The following is a 19,399-nucleotide window of genomic DNA, read 5'->3' on the forward strand; positions in this document are numbered from 1 at the left end:
ACTTCCAGAATCTGCCGTCAACCCCTGATTACGCCTTTCTATCAATAACTTGCGCAAAGCCGGAAAACAGCGCATTCCCCTTCTATATAGGAGAACTCACCAGAATATACCGCTGCCTCGGCTTGCCCTCCCACTGCGCTATCATCGCCCGCCTCTCAGCACCAAGAGTCTTGAACCCGGATGCCCGTATCTTTGCCATTGCCCGCCGATCACTCTCCTTTGCCACCGATCCTCGTCGGCCCGCTATTACGGCGCCTGGAACCCACGCGACTGCTGCTGTGGCTGGTGGGATCGCGTGCGCTGCCACTGACGCTGCGCCTGCAAGGAATCGATATCCGTCTCGACGCGGGGCAATGCACGATCATCCCGGTCGGTACTCATGCCTTCATTCATTTGATAGATGTGCCACTGGATGCCGCCCTGCCCTGCGACACGTTGATCGAGTACGACCTGCTGATCACCGAAGCGGATGGCACGCCGTCGGGCATCGCCGAGTGGGCGCCGCATCTGCTATACGGCGAAGCGCATTGCCCGAATTTCGTGCTGCGCTCGCGCATCGATCAGTTGCTGCATGGCTCCTGCCGTAAACCTCACCATCCGGCTGCCGATGGTTTGCTGTGCGTCGATCGGTTGCTGGAGTCCGAGCAGGACGCTTGCAAGCGCCCCGCACTATTAATGATGAGTGGCGATCAGGTATATGCGGATGATGTCGCGGGGCCGATGTTACGGGCAATTCATGCCTTGATCGAGCGTCTGGGGCTGTTCGACGAACACCTCGACGGTGCGGTGGTCAGCGATAGCGCCAAGCTCTATGAACACCCGGCCAGTTACTACCATCGTGCGGATTTGTTACCGGCGCTTGAAAGCAACGAAACCCTGCGCGAACGATTTTTCGGTGGAGCGCGTAAGCCGATTTTTACCAGTAGCAGCGCCGACAATCATTTGGTGACCTTCGCCGAGGTCATGGCCATGTACCTATTAGTATGGTCGCCAACGTCCTGGACACTGATCGCACCGCAACCACCGGCACTGACGCCCGAACGACGCAAGCGCTATGCCCTGGAGCAGACGTGCATCGATGCGTTCAAGATGGGGCTGGGTGGTGTGGGGCGAGCGATGGCGCATCTGCCGTGCCTGATGATCTTCGACGACCACGATATTACCGATGACTGGAATCTTTCCGCGCAATGGGAGGAAACGGCCTACGGCCATCCGTTCTCCAAGCGCATCATCGGTAACGCGCTGCTCGCTTATATGTTGTGCCAAGGTTGGGGCAACAACCCGGATGCATTTGGCAGCATGCTGGAAAAAACCCGTCTATTGAGTACCACGGGGCAAGACCATTACCTCGACAGCGACGTCCAGGATAGCTTGATCGATGAACTGCTGAGTTTTCAGAAGTGGCATTACGTGCTGCCCACCCGCCCGGCGCTGGTGGTGCTCGACACCCGCACCCGACGCTGGCGCAGCGAGATGAACCTCAAGCAACCGTCGGGTCTGCTGGACTGGGAGGCACTCAGCGAACTGCAACAGGAATTGCTCGATCATCCCTCGGCGATCATCGTTTCGCCAGCGCCGATTTTCGGCGTCAAACTGATCGAAACCGTGCAACGAGTGTTTAGCTGGTGCGGCTATCCGCTGCTGGTAGACGCCGAAAACTGGATGGCTCATCGCGGCGCGGCCCAGGTGATCCTGAACATTTTCCGACACTCCCGCACACCCGGTAACTACGTGGTGCTGTCCGGTGATGTGCATTATTCCTTCGTCTATGAAGTATTGATCCGACACCGCAAGGCCGGCCCACGAATCTGGCAGATCACCAGCAGCGGGATCAAAAACGAGTTTCCGCCAGCGCTGCTCGAATGGTTCGACCGCCTCAACCGCTGGCTCTACTCGCCCCGCTCGCCGCTGAACTGGCTGACCAAGCGCCGGCGCATGCGCATTGTTCCGCACATTCCCGAACACGCCGAAGCCGGGGAACGGCTGTGGAACTCGGCAGGGATCGGCCAAGTGTTCTTCAATGAAAAGGGCCAGCCGCAAGATATTTATCAATTCAATGCGGATGGATCGCCGAAGACGCGGATGATTGCGCCTGAAATTTCCGAAGCGGTTGAATGACTTTGCCCGAGTTGCCATGAGCAGTTATTACCTGCACAGCATGAACCTCACCCGAACCCTGATCATCGGCAACTCCGGCTCGGGCAAGAGTTGGCTGGCCAAACGACTGGCCGAGCACCTACAAGTGCCCTGGATCGATCTCGACTTGATTCACTGGATATCCGATGAACACAGCATCGCTCGTCCCCGCGCCGAGGCATTGGGAATGGCGCGTGTGGCGGCGAGCAAAAATCGTTGGGTTATCGAGGGTGTGTATGGGTGGATGGTCAGTGAACTTGTGGAACAGGCGACGGCGCTGATCTGGCTATGCCTGGAGGACGAAGACTGCGTCAGTCATATTCGCCAGCGAGAGGCAAAGCGCGCTGAGCATGACGAGTTACTGATAGCGTTACTGGAATGGGCCAGTAGCTATCGTACTCGTGAAGAGTCCAGTGGATTTGCCGCGCATCAGCGCTTGTTCGAAGGGTTTAGCGGTTCGAAACTTCAACTGATGAATCGGGATGAAGTCACGGCTTTCGTCAGTACGATGCAATAAACCGACTGATCGTTCCTGATTCCACTGACGCAGACACCGATCCTGTAAGAGCTGCCGAAGGCTGCTCCTACAGGGGAATGCGTTTATCCAGGAGAAGTCAGGCGGCGCTCACCGCCCGACCAACTCCTCTGACAATCATCTCCACTTCCCGCTCATCAATCGTCAACGGTGGCAGCAGGCGAATGGTCTTGCCCCGTGTCACGTTGATCAGCAAGCCGTGATCGCGGGCTGCAATCAAGGTCAGGTCGCGAATCGGTTGTTTGAGTTCGATGCCGATCATCAAGCCCTGGCCGCGAATCGCCAGGACGTTGGGGTCATCCGCCAACTCGATGCGCAATCTGGCGAGCAAGCGTTCACCCTGCAGTTTGGCGTTCTCCAGCAGGCCTTGTTCCTCAATGATCTCCAGCACGGTGCATCCCACTCGGCATGCCAGCGGATTGCCGCCGAACGTGCTGCCGTGGCTGCCGGGGGTAAACAGGTCGGCGGCTTTGCCCCGGGCCAGGCAGGCGCCGATGGGGATGCCATTGCCCAGGCCTTTGGCCAGGGTCATGACGTCCGGGATGATGCCTTCGTGCTGGAACGCAAACCACTGGCCGGTGCGGCCGATGCCAGTCTGGATTTCGTCGAGCATCAGCAGCCAGGAGCGCCGGTTGCAAAGTTCGCGTACTGCTTTGAGATAACCGGGCGGCGCCATTTGCACACCGCTTTCGCCCTGAATCGGCTCCATCAGGATCGCCACGATGCGCGGGCCGTGGGCGTGTTGCACCGCCTCCAGCGCCGCGAGGTCGCCGAATGGCACTTTAATGAAATTCCCTGGCAACTCATTAAAGCCCAGGCGCACCGCCGGGCCGTCACTGGCGGACAAGGTGCCAAGAGTACGACCGTGAAAGGCGTTTTCCATGACCACCACCAGCGGCTGCTCGATACCTTTATGCCAGCCGTAAAGCCGCGCGAGTTTCAGCGCGGTTTCATTGGCTTCGGCGCCAGAGTTGTTGAAGAACGCCCGGTCCATGCCAGACAACCGAACCAGTTTCTGTGCCAGCTGCTGTTGCCAGTCGATGCTGTACAGGTTGGAGGTGTGCAACAACAGCCCGGCCTGTTCGCTGATGGCCGACACAATGCGCGGATGGGAATGGCCGACGTTGGTCACCGCCACGCCCGCCACCGCGTCCAGATATTCGCGACCGGCCTGATCCCACAAGCGCGTGCCCAGGCCTTTGTTGAAACTCAGGGCCAAGGGTTGGTAGGTGCTCATCAGGCAGGCGGCGGTCATGACATCAAACTCCATTAATAGTCGGTGTTTTTGCAGTATGGTTAGCCACCTGAGCTGGATAAACACCGCAACACTTCAATCATTTTAAAGCTGGGCTTGATAATGGATTTGTTCCAGGCAATGACCGTTTACGTAAGTGTGGTGGAAGCCGGCAGCATGACCGCCGCCGCTTTGCAGTGCGAAATGTCGACGACCATGGTCGGCAATCATCTTCGAGCCCTGGAGCAACGTCTGGGCGTGCGCCTGCTTAACCGTACGACACGACGCCAGCGGCTGACGGAATTCGGCACGGCGTACTATCAACGTTGTCTCGAGGTATTGGGGTTGGTGGCCGATTCCGAACGCCTGGCCGAACAGACCCTCGACGAGCCGAGCGGCACCCTGCGCATCACCGCGCCGCTGACCTTCGGCACCGAACGGCTGGCGCCGGCCTTGAGTGAATTCGCCCTGCGTTGTCCGCAAGTCAAACTCGACGTCGTTTTGACCAACCAGCGCCTGGATCTGCTCGACAACGGTTTCGATGTGGCTATTCGCTTGGGCACTACCGAGATGTCCAACATGATCGCGCGCCCGCTCATCGACTACACGATGACCCTGTGCGCTTCGAAGGACTACCTGGCGCGCCGAGGCACTCCGGAAAAACCTACCGACCTGCAACACCATGACTGCCTGGCCTTCGCCTACCCGGCCGGAGATGACTGGCACTCGGTAGCCAAACAATGGCGCCTGAGGGGACCCGAAGGCGAAGTCATGGTGGAGGTCAGCGGACCGATGCTGATCAACAGCTCGGCGGGGCTGCATCAAGCGGCGCGAACCGGGATGGGCATCGTGATGGTGCCCGATGCCTTGGTGGAGCAGGACCTTCAGGACGGAAAACTGGTGGCTTTGATGCAGGACTACCAATTGCCGAGTCGGCCGATGAACCTGGTGTACGCCCAGGACCGCTACCGTTTGCCGAAATTGCGCAGCTTCGTCGACTTTGCGCTGCAGAGGTGGGGCAAGCATTAGGGGGCGTTCTCAATTAGTTTCCCCACCGCGCCGGGTTGTGCCTTAAAGCGGGTCAGGCTGCGTTGCAGGCCTTGGAAAGGGAACAACCATTCCCACAGCGGCCTGCGCCTTGCCTGGCCCGCTTTAAGGCGACAACGCGGCGGGGAAACTAATTGAGAACGCCCCCTAGCAGGGGCAATACCCCATGAACTAATCTCCTCGACTGGCGAGTCACGTTAATATCAGTTCGGCAGGGAGACCGATGATGGGTGAGGCATCGAATATCGAGCCGTTGAAGTTCAATCTGTCAGATTTTAACGAAGACATGCTGCACACCATTCTGGAACTGGTCAGCGATGGCATCTGGGACTGGAACGCCAACACCGGGTTCGTCTACCGCAACCCTGGGTGGTACGAGATGCTCGGCTATCCGCCTCATTCCCTGGATAACAACGTGCTGACCTGGGAAAACGTGATCCATCCCGACGATTATTCACGAGTCATGGCGCTGTTTGATGACTACCTGAATCAGCGCGCACCCGGCTATCAAGCCGAGTATCGCTGCCGCATGCGAGATGGCACTTACACCTGGATCGAAGATCGCGGCTATGTGCTGGCACGTAATGCCAACGGCTCGGTGGCACGAATGGTCGGCGCGCACCGCAGTATCGAAGACAAGAAACGCCTGTTCGAAGAAATGGAACGGCGCAATCAATCCCTCGAAGCCATCGTCGAAGAACGCACTCGCGAGTTGTCTCGGGTCAATCAGCAGTTGCAGATTCAACTCGAAGAGAATCGCAAACTGGCGGAAACCGATGTGCTGACTTCCATCGCCAATCGCTATCGACTGGAAAAAGCCCTGCCCCAGGAATGCGATCGCGCCCAACGCTTTCGCCAACCCCTGTCGCTGATCGCCATGGACATCGATGACTTCAAAAACATCAACGATCACTACGGCCATGCCCTGGGTGATGCGGCGTTGGTACAGGTAATCGAGAGCGTGAAGCACTGCGTGCGCGAAGGCGATTTGTTGGCGCGCTGGGGCGGCGACGAGTTCATCATGATCCTGCCCAATACTTCGCTGGCCGACGCCAGGGCGCTCGCTGAAAGAATCCGCCACGGCCTGTCGAGCCTGCTGCCGGTCGGGGACTATCAAGTGACCATGAGTTTTGGCGTGGTGCAACGTTTTGAAGAAGAACAACAGACAGGGCTGCTGGCCAGGGCCGATCAGGCGCTGTATCGGTCGAAGATTGCGGGCAAGAATTTGATTTCAGGGTGAATACTGCCGTGCTTATCCGTGATGTGCGGGCCTCGGATGTCGAGTCGGTGCGACTTTTTCTTGGGGCGAATGGGTGGGCTCACCGCACCGGCTCACCTGAGCATTTCGCGCAACTGATCGCTGATTCCCAACGTACAGCTCTTGCGATAAAGGACTCCCACATCGTCGGGTTTGCCCGAGGTATCACCGATGGTTTATCCAACGGTTATCTGTCGATGGTTGTCGTGTGTGGGCAGCATCGACGTGAAGGCGTCGGTCGCGCACTGGTTGAGCATGTCATGGGCGACAACACCGCCATTACCTGGGTTCTGCGAGCAGGCCGTGAAGGCGCTTCGGATTTCTTTTCAAAGCTGGGCTTTGAAACGTCGACCATTGCCATGGAACGCTCACGCTTGAAGTAGCCAATGCACTATTGACCAGCCTTCACCAACACCGGCTTCGCCTGATACCTATCCGGATACAGCTGCTTCAACTGCGCCACCTTCGGCAGGTCATTGATCACGATGTAAGGGTACGTCGGGTGCTCGGTCAGGAAGTCCTGATGTTCCTCCTCCGCCGGGTAGAAGCCGTTGTAGGTTTCCAGTTTGGTGACGATGGGTTTGTTGAACGAATGGGCGGCGTCGAGTTGTGCGATGTAGGCCTGGGCGACGCGTTGCTGTTCAGCGTTTTTCAGGAAAAGCGCCGATCTATACTGGGTGCCGCTGTCCGGGCCCTGACGGTTGAGTTCGGTGGGGTTGTGAGCTACCGAGAAATAGATCTGCAACAAACTGCCATAGCTGACTTGAGCGGGGTCGTAGGTGACTTCGACGGCCTCCGCATGACCGGTATCGCCATTGCTGACCCGCTCATACTTAGCGGTTTCAGCGGCGCCGCCAGCGTAACCGGAGACGGCATTCTTCACCCCTTTGACGTGTTGAAATACCCCTTGGACGCCCCAGAAGCAACCGCCGGCAAAAATTGCCGTTTCACTGCGCACTTGAGTGTTCTCGTCAAGAGTTGGTGGCGGAATGATGACCGCCTCTTCGGTGCCTCCGAACGAGAACGCTGCGCACTGACCGATAACACTGGCGGAGGCCAATCCCAGCAGGGTGCGACGCCAGTTGAATGAGGTTTTCATGGGATGTCTCCTGAATGAATGAGGCTATCAACCGAACGTAAACGCATACGCCGACACACCGGGATCGAGAAACTCAATGCTGAATGTCCGGTCCTTTACGCCTGCGGTCTGGCGTACCAATTGATACAACCGCTGCTCGGTGACACTGCCGCTGCCATCGGGCGCCACGTCGACACCGTGGGCATCACCAGGGGGCTTACCGTCAATCAACACTTTGAAACGCACCGGTTGACCGTCAGCACCGGGGCCCAAAACCAGATGCAAATCGCGAGCGTGGAAGCGGTAAACGATACGACTGGCCGGTGCGTTTGAAACAGCCCGCTCCGGACCGACAGTCCACTGACCCTCCAGGCTCCAGTTATTGAGGGCCAATTGTGACGGCGGGCTATAGGCCGCCACCTTGTCTGGCGCCAGATCGGTTTCAGCAACGAAATGCTCCGCCCGTCGGTAGCCGACATAGGTTTCCGGCGATTGCACTTCACTCATGTCCGCGGCGAGCTGGACACCCTCGGCACGAGCATTGATCAGCCCGTCCGCGACCTTCGCGGCGCCCGCTTCACGCAGCAGTTGCTGAATCACTCGCTCCGATTCGGCGTATTTGCCTTCACCAAAATGGTGATAACGAATGCGCCCCTGAGCATCGGCAAAATAGTGGGCTGGCCAGTATTGGTTGTTGAAAGCACGCCAGACCTTGTAGTCGTTATCGATTGCCACCGGATAAGTGATGCCCAGATCTTTCATGGCTTTGGTGACGTTGCCTGCATCACGTTCGAAGGCAAACTCGGGCGTATGGACGCCGATCACCACCAAGCCCTGATCGCGATACTTCTCGGCCCAGGCCTTCACATACGGCAGGGTGCGCAGGCAGTTGATGCAGGAGTAAGTCCAGAAATCCACCAGCACAACCTTGCCCTTCAAGGCCTGGGTGGTGAGAGGGGGTGAATTGAGCCATTGCACAGCGCCGTCCAGCGATGGAAGGTTGCCTTCAATCGGTAGTTCGCCCGGTATCCTGGCGGTCATTTTCATACTGCCGGCGGGTTGATCGCCGCCCCGTGGAATCTGCGACATCATCGCCCCACTGCCGGTCGGCAACTTACCGGAGAACCGGCTTACCAACGCCTGCTCGATTCCTCCGGTGGAGGCTGTCGAGACCCGCGCCAGAATGCCGGTATCCAGCCCCAAAGCGATTGCCGCCACACCGGCCAGCATCGCGACTCCCAAACCTCGACGCAGCCACTCGCCCGCACCTATCGAGCGCTTCATCGCGGTGAAGACTTTACCGCCTAGCAGCAATGCCGCGGCGAGAGAGGTGGCGGCGCCGGCCGCATAAGCCAGTAGCAACAAGGTGGTGGCGATGTTTGCCCCTTGCAGCGCCGCGCCAGTCAACAGCAGGCCCAGAATCGGCCCGGCGCAGGGCGCCCAGAGCAGGCCCGTGGCGACACCGATCAGCAACGAAGCGCCGGGGCGCGGCCGGGTATCGGCAGCCGCGGCTTCCGACAGCCGACCGCCGGCCGCCACCAGCGGACGCGTCAGGCGCTCGGCCAACCGGGGCAGCAACAGCGTCAGCCCGAACAGTGCAACGAACAGCAACGCGAGCCAACGACCGTACTGATTGACTTGCACCACCCAACCGCCGCCCACCGCCGCCAACGAGGCGACGAGCGCGAAGGTCAGCGCCATTCCCGCCAGCAGCGGCAAGCCACTCTTCATAAACGGCTGCCCGGTGCGAGCGAAGACAAAGGGCAATACCGGCAGAATGCACGGGCTGACGATCGTCAGCACACCACCGAGATAAGCGAGAACCAGAAGCCACATAACGTCGACCTGCGTGAAGTGAGTGAAAGGAAGTGCCCATGGATTACACCTGTGGCTTGAAAGTCAGCGCCAGGCCGTTCATGCAGTAGCGCAGACCGGTGGGCTTTGGCCCGTCTTCGAAAACATGACCCAAGTGACCGCCGCAACGACGGCAGTGGACCTCTTCGCGCAACACGCCGAAGGAGCGGTCCTGACGGGTGGCCACCGCGTTGTCCAGTGGCGCCCAGAAACTCGGCCATCCAGTGCGGCTGTCGAACTTGGTGTCGGAAGAAAACAACGGCAGATCACAACCGGCGCAGGCAAAAACGCCCTCCCGATGCTCGTTGTTCAGCGGGCTGCTGTAGGCCCGTTCGGTGCCCTCTTCGCGCAGGATCTCGTACTGCTCGGAGCTAAGCAGCGCGCGCCATTCGCTATCGCTGTGAGTCACTTCAAAAACCTCCACCGCACGGGCCTCGTCGACCAACGCAACGCCTGCGGAAAATTTTGGCAATACACCAATCACCAGGGCTGCAGCCCCCAGCCCGCCGCTCGCTACAAGAAACTGTCGCCGTGAAAACATGGGCCTTCTCCAAAATTTCAGATGCCTTGCATGGAACACAGCCTAGGCTTGAGTTGATCGCCAAATCCTCACGAGGAGTTAAACAATTCGTGATAACTCAGCCTCAGGAAAACCCGCACAATGTGTTCATTGCGTCACAAAGGATTGAGCTCCATGGAACAGACCAAACGCGTCCTGGTGGTCGAGGACGACCTGCATATCGCCGACCTTATCTGCCTGCATCTTCGCGATGAGCAGTTCGAGGTGGTGCACTGCGCCGATGGCGATGAGGGCATGCGACTGCTGCAGCAAGGAAGCTGGGACGCACTGATCCTCGACCTGATGCTGCCCGGCGTCGACGGCCTGGAAATCTGCCGCCGCGCCCGGGCCATGGCTCGCTACACACCGATCATCATCACCAGTGCGCGCTCCAGCGAAGTCCATCGGATTCTGGGGCTGGAACTCGGTGCCGACGATTACCTGGCCAAACCCTTTTCCATGCTAGAACTGGTGGCACGGGTCAAGGCATTGCTGCGACGGGTCGACGCCATGGCCCGTAACCTGAAAATGGACGCTGGTAGTCTGATCAGCGGTGGCCTGTCCATCGACCCGATCACACGTGAAGTCTCCCTCGATGGCCGGCGTCTTGACCTCACGCCGCGGGAGTTCGACCTGCTGTACTTTTTCGTCCGTCAGCCCGGCAAGGTCTTCTCGCGCATGGACCTGCTCAACGCGGTGTGGGGCTACAGCCACGAAGGCTACGAGCACACGGTCAACACCCACATCAACCGCCTACGGGCCAAGATCGAAGCCGATCCGGCGCAACCGGCGCGCATCCTCACGGTGTGGGGGCGTGGTTACAAATTCGCGACGAGCGGAGAGCAGTCATGAGGTTGCCCCTGACCCAACGCCTGTCCCTGGTGTTCGCCGTGCTGTTGCTGGTGTGCTACAGCACCTCGGCATGGATGCAGGTGCGCTCCAACCACATGCATGAACTGGAAGTGGTGCAGGGTTTGTCGCGGGATCTGGCGCAACATATCGCCCGAGACACGGTGCTGATGGACCGCAATGGCCCGATGCCCAATGCCGTGCGTGAATTGTTCAGCCAGCTGATGCTGGTCAATCCCAGTGTCGAGGTCTATCTGCTGGACACCGGAGGCCGAATTGTCGGCAGCGCCGCACCCGAAGGCCGGATTCGCCGAGAACGGGTCGATCTGGCGCCGATCCAGCGTTTGCTCAAAGACGAGGCCCTGCCGATTCTCGGCGACGATCCGCGCAGCGTCGATGGCAGCAAGGTATTCAGCGCCGCGCCATTACGGGTCAACGGTCAACCGGCCGGTTATCTCTATGTGGTGTTGCTCAGCGAAGAGCATGACCGCTTCGCCGAACGCGGCGCCACCAGCGCAGCGCTCAATACCGCTTTGTTGTCCATTGGGCTGGTGGCGTTGCTGTGCCTGATTGCCGGCCTCACCGCATTTGGCCTGATCACCCGGCCATTGCGCCGCTTGACCGAGAAAGTCAGTCAGTTCGATATCAATGGTGTTCCGTCGGCACCGCCCGCCTTGCCCGAGCCAGAGCCGGTAGAAAAAGCCGCCAGCCACGATGAAATTGCCGTACTCGACGCCGCCTTCCGGCAGATGCAAGCGCGCCTCGGCGAACAATGGCGCTCGCTGACCCGCCAGGATCAGGAGCGTCGGGAATTGGTGGCGAACATCTCCCACGACCTGCGCACACCGCTGGCCTCGCTGCACGGTTACCTGGAAACCCTGTCACTCAAGGACGCCACATTGTCCCCCGCCGACCGCCGCCGTTATCTGGGGATCGCTCTGGATCAAAGCCGCAAGGTCGGCGGCTTGGCGCAATCGCTGCTGGAACTGGTGCGGCTGGAACACGGTTTCGTGCAACCAGTGCTGGAGCGCTTCTCCCTGACCGATCTGGTGCAGGACATCTTTCAGAAATTCGAACTCAGCGCCGAAGCACGCCAGATCGAACTCAAGGCCACCTTCTCCCCCAACGTCGCCGTGGCCTGCGCAGATCTGGGGTTGATCGAGCGGGTGCTGACCAACCTGTTCGACAACGCCCTGCGCCATACCCCTCAGGGCGGAGAAGTCGAACTCAGCCTCCGCCCTCAGGGAGCTTTTATCGAAGTGACGGTCAGCGACACCGGCCCCGGCATCGATCCTGAACTGCGCGAAGGTCTGTTCCTGCGTCCGTTCAATATTGGCGGCGCACGGCGCGATGGCGGGTTGGGGCTACGGATCGTGCATCGGATCCTGCAATTGCACGGTCGCGAGATCGAATTGATCGATATGCCCGGACGCGGCGCGACCTTTCGCTTCTCCTTGCCGGTGGACGAGCAAACGGCAGAACAATGGGTGGTTCGTTCGATGAATATAAATTCGATAGGGAAATAGTCGACAGCGCCGGCAAAAATGCTGACCAGCCGCCTGTTCATCCGTGACAACGCAGCCTCGGTCCAATAGATTAGGCGGCCTGAAAAGGCTTCGTGCTTTCTCGCCTCAATCCAAGTTAAAGAAGTAGTGAAATTTCAATGTCCGATTCCAATACCGCTGAATCCGTAGTCACCTTGTCGTCCAAAGCGGAATACGAAAACTCCATCAATCTTTCACAGCATGTGCCTCAGGCCAAGACCATCAGCGAGATGGTTCTGGACGCTTTTCAATCCACCCGGGAAAGCGACCAGATCCGCGAGCTGCGCGCCGCGATTCGCCAGGCTCATGACAGCTTCGACGACGACAAAGCCTACGATTTGATGGGCGAACTCAAGCAACTGAAAGACGCCGAAGCAGCCGACATCGCCGCCCTGGAAGACCTGAGCAGCAAATTCTCGATCAGCCGCATTCTGTCCAGCTTCAAGGACGACCCGGCGTTCCAGGAAATCGTTTATGGTCTGGCGCTGAAGGTACTGAACCAGACTCACCAGGCCATCAGCAACCCGAGCAGCGGCAAGAGCAAAGCGGCGCGCGCCAAGAAAGAAGTCGAAGTGTTCACCATCAGCAAGGACGGCATCAGCGTCACCCTGCCCCTGCGCACCCCGCGCTCGCGCCTGAACGTTGACCGTGAAGCGCTGGAATTCCTGGGCTTCACTTTCGTCGGCGAAGGCGATGAAGCCGAGCTGGAAAGCGAAACCTTCCTGGACAATGCCGGGGCCGAACAAGCGGTCAACCGCAAGAACATCATCACCGCGCTCCAGCAGCAAACCGCGTTCGACGGCTACAGCATCGCCGCGCAGTAACGCTAAACGCTAATCAAAAAAGCCCCGCTCTTCTCTCAAAGGCGGGGCTTTTAGTTTTCAACAACCTATTCAAACGGCTCGGAGTCGCTCAACCATATCGGGAAACTTCTCCACCAGCCTTATCAACAAGGCTGCCTGCGCATTGGGCTTCGATTTTTCCTGTTCCCAATTTCTCAAGGTGCTGGGGCTGGTTCTGATTCGCTTGGCAAAAACGGCCTGAGACATATGCAACTTTTCTCGCAGCGCCACGATTTCTTGCGCGCCTACCTCGGGAGCGGGTTTATCCTCCACGGTATTGTTGCGCAGCGTAATCTTGCCTTCGCGCTGAGCCGCCATCTCGTCAACGCCCTGCATCAACTCTGCAAACAGGTCGCGCTTTTTCATGGGGTACCTCGTGCCTTCAACTCTCTATCTATGGCTTTCTTGAGCGCCTTCTCTTGGTCGGCGGTCAAATTCTCAAGCTCATCTTTGTCATAAATTGCAAACATCCAGAACTGGCCATCATTCATAAGCCAATAATAGATAACTCGCAAGCCACCTCGCCAGCCTTTACCTCGACGCCCATCTATCCAGCGCAGCTTCCGGAAGCCGCCCGTGCGAGGCATCACATCGCCCGCCTGGGGGTTCAGCTGCATATTAGTTTGCAACGCACGATACTCATCGTCCGTCAGATAATCGCCAACGGTGGCAGTGAACGATGTGGTTTCAAAGAATACAGTTCGCATCGCCGAACTATAGGCAACTTGCTTATAGTTCGGCAAGCGACAACTTATCATCCCGATGAGCTGTCATCACAAGCAGGCTCGCGATAGGGACGACACAGTCCGTCAAATAGAACCCAATAAAAAGCCCCGCCATTCTCTCGAAGGCGGGGCTTTTCTTTACAGCATCCGAAGCTTAAGGCGCGTAAGTCAGCAACAGCTCACTCGGCACTTTAAAATCCAGCGACATCATCACGCTCAACGCAGTAATGGTGAAGATCGAGAACACGAACAGCTTGCGTGCCCAGACCGTGTCATCCACTGCCTTGTAACCGGTCCAGGCCATGTACAACCAGTACATGCCCATGGCCGCGGCCACGGCGAGGTAGCTCATGCCGGCGTAGCCGCTGAAGGTCAGCATCAAGGTCGCTACGAGGAACGCCAGGATGTAGAGCAGGATGTGCTTCTTGGCCACTTGAATCCCGCGCTTCACTGGCAACACCGGAATCGATGCGGCCAGGTAATCGTTGAAACGGAAAATTGCGATGGCGTAGGAATGCGGCATCTGCCACAGGCTGAACATCACCAGCAGCGTCAGTGCGGCCATGTCGAAGCTGTTAGTCACAGCCACGTAGCCAATCACCGGAGGCATCGCCCCCGACAGACTGCCCACTAGCGTGCCGTGAACCGACTTGCGCTTGAGGTACAGGCTGTAGAAGCCGACGTAGATGACAAAACCGATCACCGCGAACAGTGCAGCCAACGGGTTGGCTACCTTGTACAACAGTGCAACGCCGAAAACACCAAGGATGGTCGCAAAAGCCAGGGCCAGTTTCAGGGAGATCAAGCCCTGGACCAGCACCCGGTTCTTGGTGCGCTCCATCTTCAGGTCGATGTCGCGGTCGATGCAGTTGTTGAACACGCAACCGGAGGCCACCACCAGGGACGTGCCGATCATCGCAGCCAGGAAGATGGCCAGATCGACATGCCCTTTGGAGGCCAGGAAAAATCCGCCTGCCACTGAAAGCACGTTACCGAAAATGATCCCCGGTTTGGTGATTTGGATAAAGTGCTTCAAGGACATCCGGACTTACCTCAGTGCGCCATCATGTTGGTGTGGATGCTGAACATGATCCACAGCGACAGGCCTACCAACAGGACGATTACGATCGCGGCGAAAACAAACGCAATGACGTTGTTACGCTGCGCCGCCGAACGGTCCAGGTGGAGGAAGTACACCAGGTGCACCAGCACCTGGATGACTGCGAAGGCCAGTACGATCCACAGGGTCAGGGCTTTCGGCAGCGACGGGTACATCACCAGGCCGAAAGGAATGACGGTCAGGATCACCGACAGAATGAAACCGATAGCATAGGACTTGACGCTGCCGTGGCCGGCGTCGTGGCTATCGTGGGAATGAGCGTTAGCCATTTACATAGTCCCCATCAGATAAACAACGGTGAATACGCAGATCCACACCACGTCCAGGAAGTGCCAGAACAGGCTCAGGCAGCTCAGACGGGTCTTGTTGGTCGCCGTCAGGCCGTTTTTCTGCACCTGGTACATCATGATCGCCATCCAGATCAGACCGCTGGTCACGTGCAGACCGTGGGTGCCGACCAGAGTGAAGAACCCGGACAGGAAGCCGCTGCGGCTAGGACCGAAGCCCTCGGAGATCAGTACGTGGAACTCGTTGATCTCCATGCCGATGAAGCCGGCGCCGAACATGAAGGTCAGGGCCAGCCAGCCCAGGACCTGGTTCTTCTTGCCCTTGAACAACGCCAGCATGGCGAAGCCGTAGGTGATCGAACTGAACAGCAGCAGAGCGGTTTCGCCCAGTACGTATGGCAGTTCGAAGATGTCGGCGCCCGACGGGCCGCCCGCTACGTTGTTAACCAGTACCGCGTACGCCGCGAAGATCGACGCAAACAGGATGCAGTCGGTCATCAGGTAGAGCCAGAAACCGAATACGGTCATCTCGCCCGAGTCGTGGTGATGGTCATCATGCCCATGTCCATCGACATGGGTGTGTCCAGCATTGGTCACTAAGTTCGACATGGTTTAAGCCTGTTCCAACGAGGTTTCAACACGGGTGGCGGTGGCTGGAACTTTCCCGGCCGCTACCAGACGCTTGTGCTGCTCGGCTTCGATGCGCTCGATCACGTCGACCGGCACCATATAGCCCTGATCATCACGTGCAGCATGGATCACGAAGTAACCCACGGTGCCGACCAGGCTAACGATGGCCAGCCACCAGATGTGCCAGATCATCGCGAAACCGAACACGGTCAACAGAGCACCCATGACCACACCGGTCGCGGTGTTGTTTGGCATGTGGATCGGCTCGTAACGGGCCGGAGCCTGGTACGCGGTACCGTTTTCCTTGGCTTCGGTGAACGGGTCGATGGTTTCCGCTTTTGGCAGCACGGCAAAGTTGTAGAACGGTGGTGGCGACGAGGTCGACCATTCCAGCGTGTGGGCATTCCACGGGTCGCCGTGTTCGCACATGTTCTCTGGCTTGTTGCGATCACGCACGCTGACATACAGCTGGATCAGCTGGCAGGCGATACCGAAGGCAATCATCACCGCACCAAACATGGCAACGTACAGGTACGGCACCCACTCAGGGTTGGTGGTGGCGTTCAGACGACGGGTCATGCCCATGAAGCCCAGTACGTAGAGCGGCATGAATGCGACGAAGAAGCCGGTGATCCAGAACCAGAACGCTGCCTTGCCCCAGCCTTCGTGCAGCTTGAAGCCGAACGCTTTAGGGAAGTAGAAGGCGAAACCTGCGATGTAACCGAATACCGCGCCGCCGATGATCACGTTATGGAAGTGCGCGATCACGAACAGGCTGTTGTGCAGAACGAAGTCAGCACCCGGGATGGCCAGCAGTACGCCGGTCATGCCGCCGATGGCGAAGGTCACCATGAAGCCCAGGGTCCACAGCACTTGGCTGGTGAAACGCAGACGGCCCTGGTAGATGGTGAACAGCCAGTTGAATAGCTTCACCCCCGTCGGGATCGAAATCAGCATCGTCGCCAGACCGAAGAAGGCGTTGACGCTGGCACCCGAACCCATGGTGAAGAAGTGGTGCAGCCAAACCATGAAGCCCAGGATCGAGATCGCGCCCGATGCGTAGACCATCGAGTGGTGGCCGAACAGACGCTTGCCGGTGAAGGTCGAGATGACTTCGGAGAAGATCCCGAACGCCGGCAGAATCAGGATGTAAACCTCGGGGTGACCCCAGGCCCAGAACAGGTTGACGTACATCATCGGATTGCCACCAAGTTCATTGGTGAAAATGTGGAAATCCATGTAACGGTCAAGCGTCAGCAGTGCCAGGGTAGCGGTCAGGATCGGGAACGAAGCCACGATCAGGACGTTGGCCCAGGTGCAGGTCCAGGTGAAGATCGGCATGTCCATCAGCTTCATGCCAGGGGTACGCATTTTCAGCACGGTGGCCAGGAAGTTGACCCCCGTCAGCGTCGTACCTAGCCCGGATAGCTGTAGTGCCCAGATGTAGTAATCCATCCCCACGCCCGGACTGTATTGCAGGCCCGACAGCGGCGGATAGGCAACCCAGCCGGTCTTGGCGAATTCGCCGACGCCCAGGGACAGGTTGATCAGCACTACGCCGGAAACCAGCAGCCAGAAGCTCAGGGAGTTCAGGAACGGGTAGGCAACGTCACGCGCGCCGATCTGCAGCGGCACTGCAAGGTTCATCAGGCCGGTGAAGAATGGCATCGCCATGAAGATGATCATGATCACACCGTGAGCGGTGAAGATCTGGTCATAGTGCTCAGGCGGCAGGTAGCCAGGCGAACCCTCGGTGGCCATGGCCAACTGGGTACGCATCATGATGGCGTCGGCAAAGCCGCGCAGCAGCATGACCATGGCGACGATGATGTACATCACGCCGATTTTCTTGTGGTCGACCGAGGTCAACCACTCGGTCCACAAATAAGTCCACTTCTTGAAGTAGGTGATTGCAGCGAACAGCGCCAGACCACCGAGCGCGATCATGGCGATGGTTATCATCACGATCGGTTCGTGGAACGGGACCGCTTCCCAACTTAATTTACCAAACATCGTTTACTCCTCTGCCCCGGCAGCTGAATGCGAACTCATGTCCATCCCTTCCATATGGGCCACTTCTTTGTCTTTCTTCTCGTGATGCATCGGCTTGCCTGGTTTCATGCCTTCGTACTTGTCGACGATGGTCTGGAACAGGTTCGGCGTGAACGAGGAGTAGAGCTCGACTGGGTTGTTCTGGCTTTGCTTGGCAAGGGCTTCGTATTCAGCTTTTTCAAGCTGTTTAGGTGCCTTTTTGACTTCGCTTACCCAGGCATCGAAATCTTCCTGAGAGGTGGCGATAGCTTTGAACTTCATACCGGTGAAACCCGCGCCGCTGTAGTTGGCGGAGATACCGTCCATCTCAGCGTTCTGGTTGGCGATCAGGTGCAGTTTGGTCTGCATGCCCGCCATCGCGTAGATCTGGCCGCCCAGAGCAGGGATGAAGAACGAGTTCATCACAGCGTCGGAAGTGATCTTGAAGTTGATCGGTGTGTGCGCCGGGAACACGATCTTGTTGACCGTGGCGATGCCTTGTTCCGGGTAGATGAACAGCCACTTCCAGTCCAGCGCGACCACTTCAATGGTGATTGGCTTGACGTCGGATTCCAGCGGCTTGTAAGGGTCAAGCGCGTGGGTCGACTCGTAGGTGATGTAACCCAGGGCGATGATGATCAGTACCGGAATAGTCCACACCGCGATTTCGATCTTGGTGGAGTGCGACCACTTCGGCGTATAGACGGCGTCTTTGTTGGAAGCGCGGTATTTCCAGGCGAACAGGAAGGTCATGACGATGACCGGCACGACGACCAACAGCATCAGCAGCGTTGCGGTGATGATCAGGTTTCGCTCATCCAGGCCGACCTGGCCCTTAGGGTCGAGCAAGGTCATGTTGCAGCCTCCCAGCAACAACGTGCCGAGCAGCGGCAATAAGCCTAGTAGTCTGGGGTACCTGTTTTTACTCATCTCACGACCTCTAAAGCAGCTTGCGCAATGCAGTTGGGTTTTGATCGCCAACACTTCACCCTGCCAAGGGTTGGCATTTTTCTTGGATTGAATAAGGGCCTGCCCGTCGCGCGTCAGACGCTATTCGACAATTGCTGGGCCTGCGGTGAGTTCTTATTCGAATTCGTGGTCAAGGGCCTTGTTACAGACCAATTCCATTTGGTGCGGATAGTCGGAAGGCACCGACACCTGGGAGTCGCATGAAGCCATCAGGCCTCTCGACACCCTGGTTCTGCTCATGCACCTGAGTAAGGGTGAGCAGTGCCGGGAATTCAGTGCGGGCGATTGTAGATATGTAACGATTCATAAACCATGTCTCATCCCGAAATAATTTATATCTGATCCGGCAACAATCATTAACGGCTTTTGCAAAAGTGCGCCATGGTAGCGAAATTCATTCTCAACAAAAACACCAAAAATTGTAGGTCTACCATACGAAGTTCAGACAGCTTCCAAGGCTCTGCGCTCGCCTTCGACCCTGCTCTACCCCCTATATGACAAGGACTTCGGCAATTCGCCAGGCCCTGTTAAAACTGCCTGTTTCGACTGACGAGCGCTGAAACCGACAGAGCCTGGGAAAGCCGGTTTTTGGTGCGAAGCGATGCCCTGAATCAGCGATTTGAAATGCCTTGCGCCACCCAGGCTGTGACAACGTGTCGCACACGTGTCACACCCTTCCTTGTCGAGCATCAAGGTCTTTT

Annotated in this window: 19 protein-coding genes; 8 read left to right on the forward strand and 11 right to left on the reverse strand. The window is 58.0% G+C overall.

What is annotated here, in order from left to right; translation table 11 throughout:
* Positions 1–180: 180 nt before the first annotated feature.
* A complete protein-coding gene (locus JFU11_RS19650) occupies positions 181–2,118 on the forward strand; it encodes an alkaline phosphatase D family protein (RefSeq protein ID WP_123719921.1) in 1,938 nt (645 codons plus the stop codon).
* 16 nt (positions 2,119–2,134) lie between these two features.
* Positions 2,135–2,653: a hypothetical protein gene (locus tag JFU11_RS19655; protein ID WP_201061870.1), complete on the forward strand. Its 519-nt coding sequence runs from the start codon at positions 2,135–2,137 to the stop codon at positions 2,651–2,653.
* Between the two features lie 97 nt (positions 2,654–2,750).
* Here the strand turns inward: JFU11_RS19655 and JFU11_RS19660 are convergent, their stop codons facing one another.
* Positions 2,751–3,926 carry an aspartate aminotransferase family protein gene (locus JFU11_RS19660; protein ID WP_201061871.1) on the reverse strand — a complete coding sequence of 392 codons (1,176 nt, stop codon included), beginning with the start codon at positions 3,924–3,926 and terminating at the stop codon, positions 2,751–2,753.
* A gap of 102 nt (positions 3,927–4,028) precedes the next feature.
* Between JFU11_RS19660 and JFU11_RS19665 the strand changes: the two genes are divergently transcribed.
* The 3 genes from JFU11_RS19665 to JFU11_RS19675 all read left to right on the forward strand — a co-directional run bounded on the left by JFU11_RS19665 (position 4,029) and on the right by JFU11_RS19675 (position 6,593).
* Complete coding sequence (locus JFU11_RS19665) at positions 4,029–4,934, forward strand: LysR family transcriptional regulator (RefSeq protein WP_201121350.1); 906 nt, start codon at positions 4,029–4,031, stop codon at positions 4,932–4,934.
* Positions 4,935–5,178: 244 nt separating this feature from the next.
* On the forward strand, positions 5,179–6,192 hold the full coding sequence (locus JFU11_RS19670; protein WP_123719925.1) for a sensor domain-containing diguanylate cyclase: 1,014 nt from the start codon (positions 5,179–5,181) through the stop codon (positions 6,190–6,192).
* On the forward strand, positions 6,189–6,593 hold the full coding sequence (locus JFU11_RS19675; protein WP_123719926.1) for a GNAT family N-acetyltransferase: 405 nt from the start codon (positions 6,189–6,191) through the stop codon (positions 6,591–6,593). The genes JFU11_RS19670 and JFU11_RS19675 overlap by 4 nt, the downstream gene beginning before the upstream one ends.
* 8 nt (positions 6,594–6,601) lie before the next feature.
* Here the strand turns inward: JFU11_RS19675 and msrA are convergent, their stop codons facing one another.
* From msrA to msrB, 3 genes are read right to left on the reverse strand one after another with little or no spacing between them, the layout of a single operon-like run.
* Entirely contained in the window at positions 6,602–7,309 is a 708-nt protein-coding gene (gene msrA / locus JFU11_RS19680; RefSeq protein WP_201061874.1) for a peptide-methionine (S)-S-oxide reductase MsrA, read from the reverse strand.
* A gap of 27 nt (positions 7,310–7,336) precedes the next feature.
* Positions 7,337–9,124: a cytochrome c biogenesis protein DipZ gene (locus JFU11_RS19685; protein ID WP_201061875.1), complete on the reverse strand. Its 1,788-nt coding sequence runs from the start codon at positions 9,122–9,124 to the stop codon at positions 7,337–7,339.
* Between the two features lie 43 nt (positions 9,125–9,167).
* Positions 9,168–9,683, reverse strand: a complete 516-nt coding sequence (msrB, locus tag JFU11_RS19690) for a peptide-methionine (R)-S-oxide reductase MsrB (protein ID WP_201062017.1) — start codon at positions 9,681–9,683, stop codon at positions 9,168–9,170.
* A gap of 153 nt (positions 9,684–9,836) precedes the next feature.
* Between msrB and JFU11_RS19695 the strand changes: the two genes are divergently transcribed.
* The 3 genes from JFU11_RS19695 (at position 9,837) to JFU11_RS19705 (ending at position 12,918) form a co-directional block, all read left to right on the forward strand.
* Positions 9,837–10,553: a response regulator transcription factor gene (locus JFU11_RS19695; RefSeq protein ID WP_201061876.1), complete on the forward strand. Its 717-nt coding sequence runs from the start codon at positions 9,837–9,839 to the stop codon at positions 10,551–10,553.
* Complete coding sequence (locus JFU11_RS19700; protein WP_201061877.1) at positions 10,550–12,076, forward strand: HAMP domain-containing sensor histidine kinase; 1,527 nt, start codon at positions 10,550–10,552, stop codon at positions 12,074–12,076. Before JFU11_RS19695 ends, JFU11_RS19700 begins: the two co-directional genes overlap by 4 nt.
* Before the next feature lie 137 nt (positions 12,077–12,213).
* Entirely contained in the window at positions 12,214–12,918 is a 705-nt protein-coding gene (locus JFU11_RS19705; RefSeq protein ID WP_123719931.1) for a hypothetical protein, read from the forward strand.
* A 69-nt stretch (positions 12,919–12,987) separates the two neighbouring features.
* On the opposite strand, the gene JFU11_RS19710 is transcribed toward JFU11_RS19705, so the two are convergent.
* From JFU11_RS19710 to cyoA, 7 genes are all read right to left on the reverse strand, one after another.
* Positions 12,988–13,302, reverse strand: a complete 315-nt coding sequence (locus tag JFU11_RS19710; RefSeq protein ID WP_123719932.1) for a helix-turn-helix domain-containing protein — start codon at positions 13,300–13,302, stop codon at positions 12,988–12,990.
* Positions 13,299–13,643 carry a toxin gene (locus tag JFU11_RS19715; RefSeq protein WP_201087462.1) on the reverse strand — a complete coding sequence of 115 codons (345 nt, stop codon included), beginning with the start codon at positions 13,641–13,643 and terminating at the stop codon, positions 13,299–13,301. The genes JFU11_RS19710 and JFU11_RS19715 overlap by 4 nt, the downstream gene beginning before the upstream one ends.
* Positions 13,644–13,815: 172 nt before the next feature.
* Positions 13,816–14,703: a heme o synthase gene (cyoE, locus tag JFU11_RS19720; protein ID WP_095055612.1), complete on the reverse strand. Its 888-nt coding sequence runs from the start codon at positions 14,701–14,703 to the stop codon at positions 13,816–13,818.
* A gap of 11 nt (positions 14,704–14,714) precedes the next feature.
* On the reverse strand, positions 14,715–15,050 hold the full coding sequence (cyoD, locus tag JFU11_RS19725; protein ID WP_008025399.1) for a cytochrome o ubiquinol oxidase subunit IV: 336 nt from the start codon (positions 15,048–15,050) through the stop codon (positions 14,715–14,717).
* Entirely contained in the window at positions 15,051–15,677 is a 627-nt protein-coding gene (locus JFU11_RS19730; protein ID WP_123719933.1) for a cytochrome o ubiquinol oxidase subunit III, read from the reverse strand.
* Positions 15,678–15,680: 3 nt separating this feature from the next.
* Entirely contained in the window at positions 15,681–17,711 is a 2,031-nt protein-coding gene (gene cyoB / locus JFU11_RS19735) for a cytochrome o ubiquinol oxidase subunit I (protein WP_123358547.1), read from the reverse strand.
* A gap of 3 nt (positions 17,712–17,714) precedes the next feature.
* Positions 17,715–18,659, reverse strand: coding sequence for a ubiquinol oxidase subunit II (gene cyoA, locus JFU11_RS19740; RefSeq protein ID WP_123719934.1), 945 nt, complete (start codon positions 18,657–18,659; stop codon positions 17,715–17,717).
* Positions 18,660–19,399 lie beyond the last annotated feature (740 nt).

Source organism: Pseudomonas sp. TH37 (assembly GCF_016650735.1).
Taxonomy (GTDB): domain Bacteria; phylum Pseudomonadota; class Gammaproteobacteria; order Pseudomonadales; family Pseudomonadaceae; genus Aquipseudomonas; species Aquipseudomonas farris.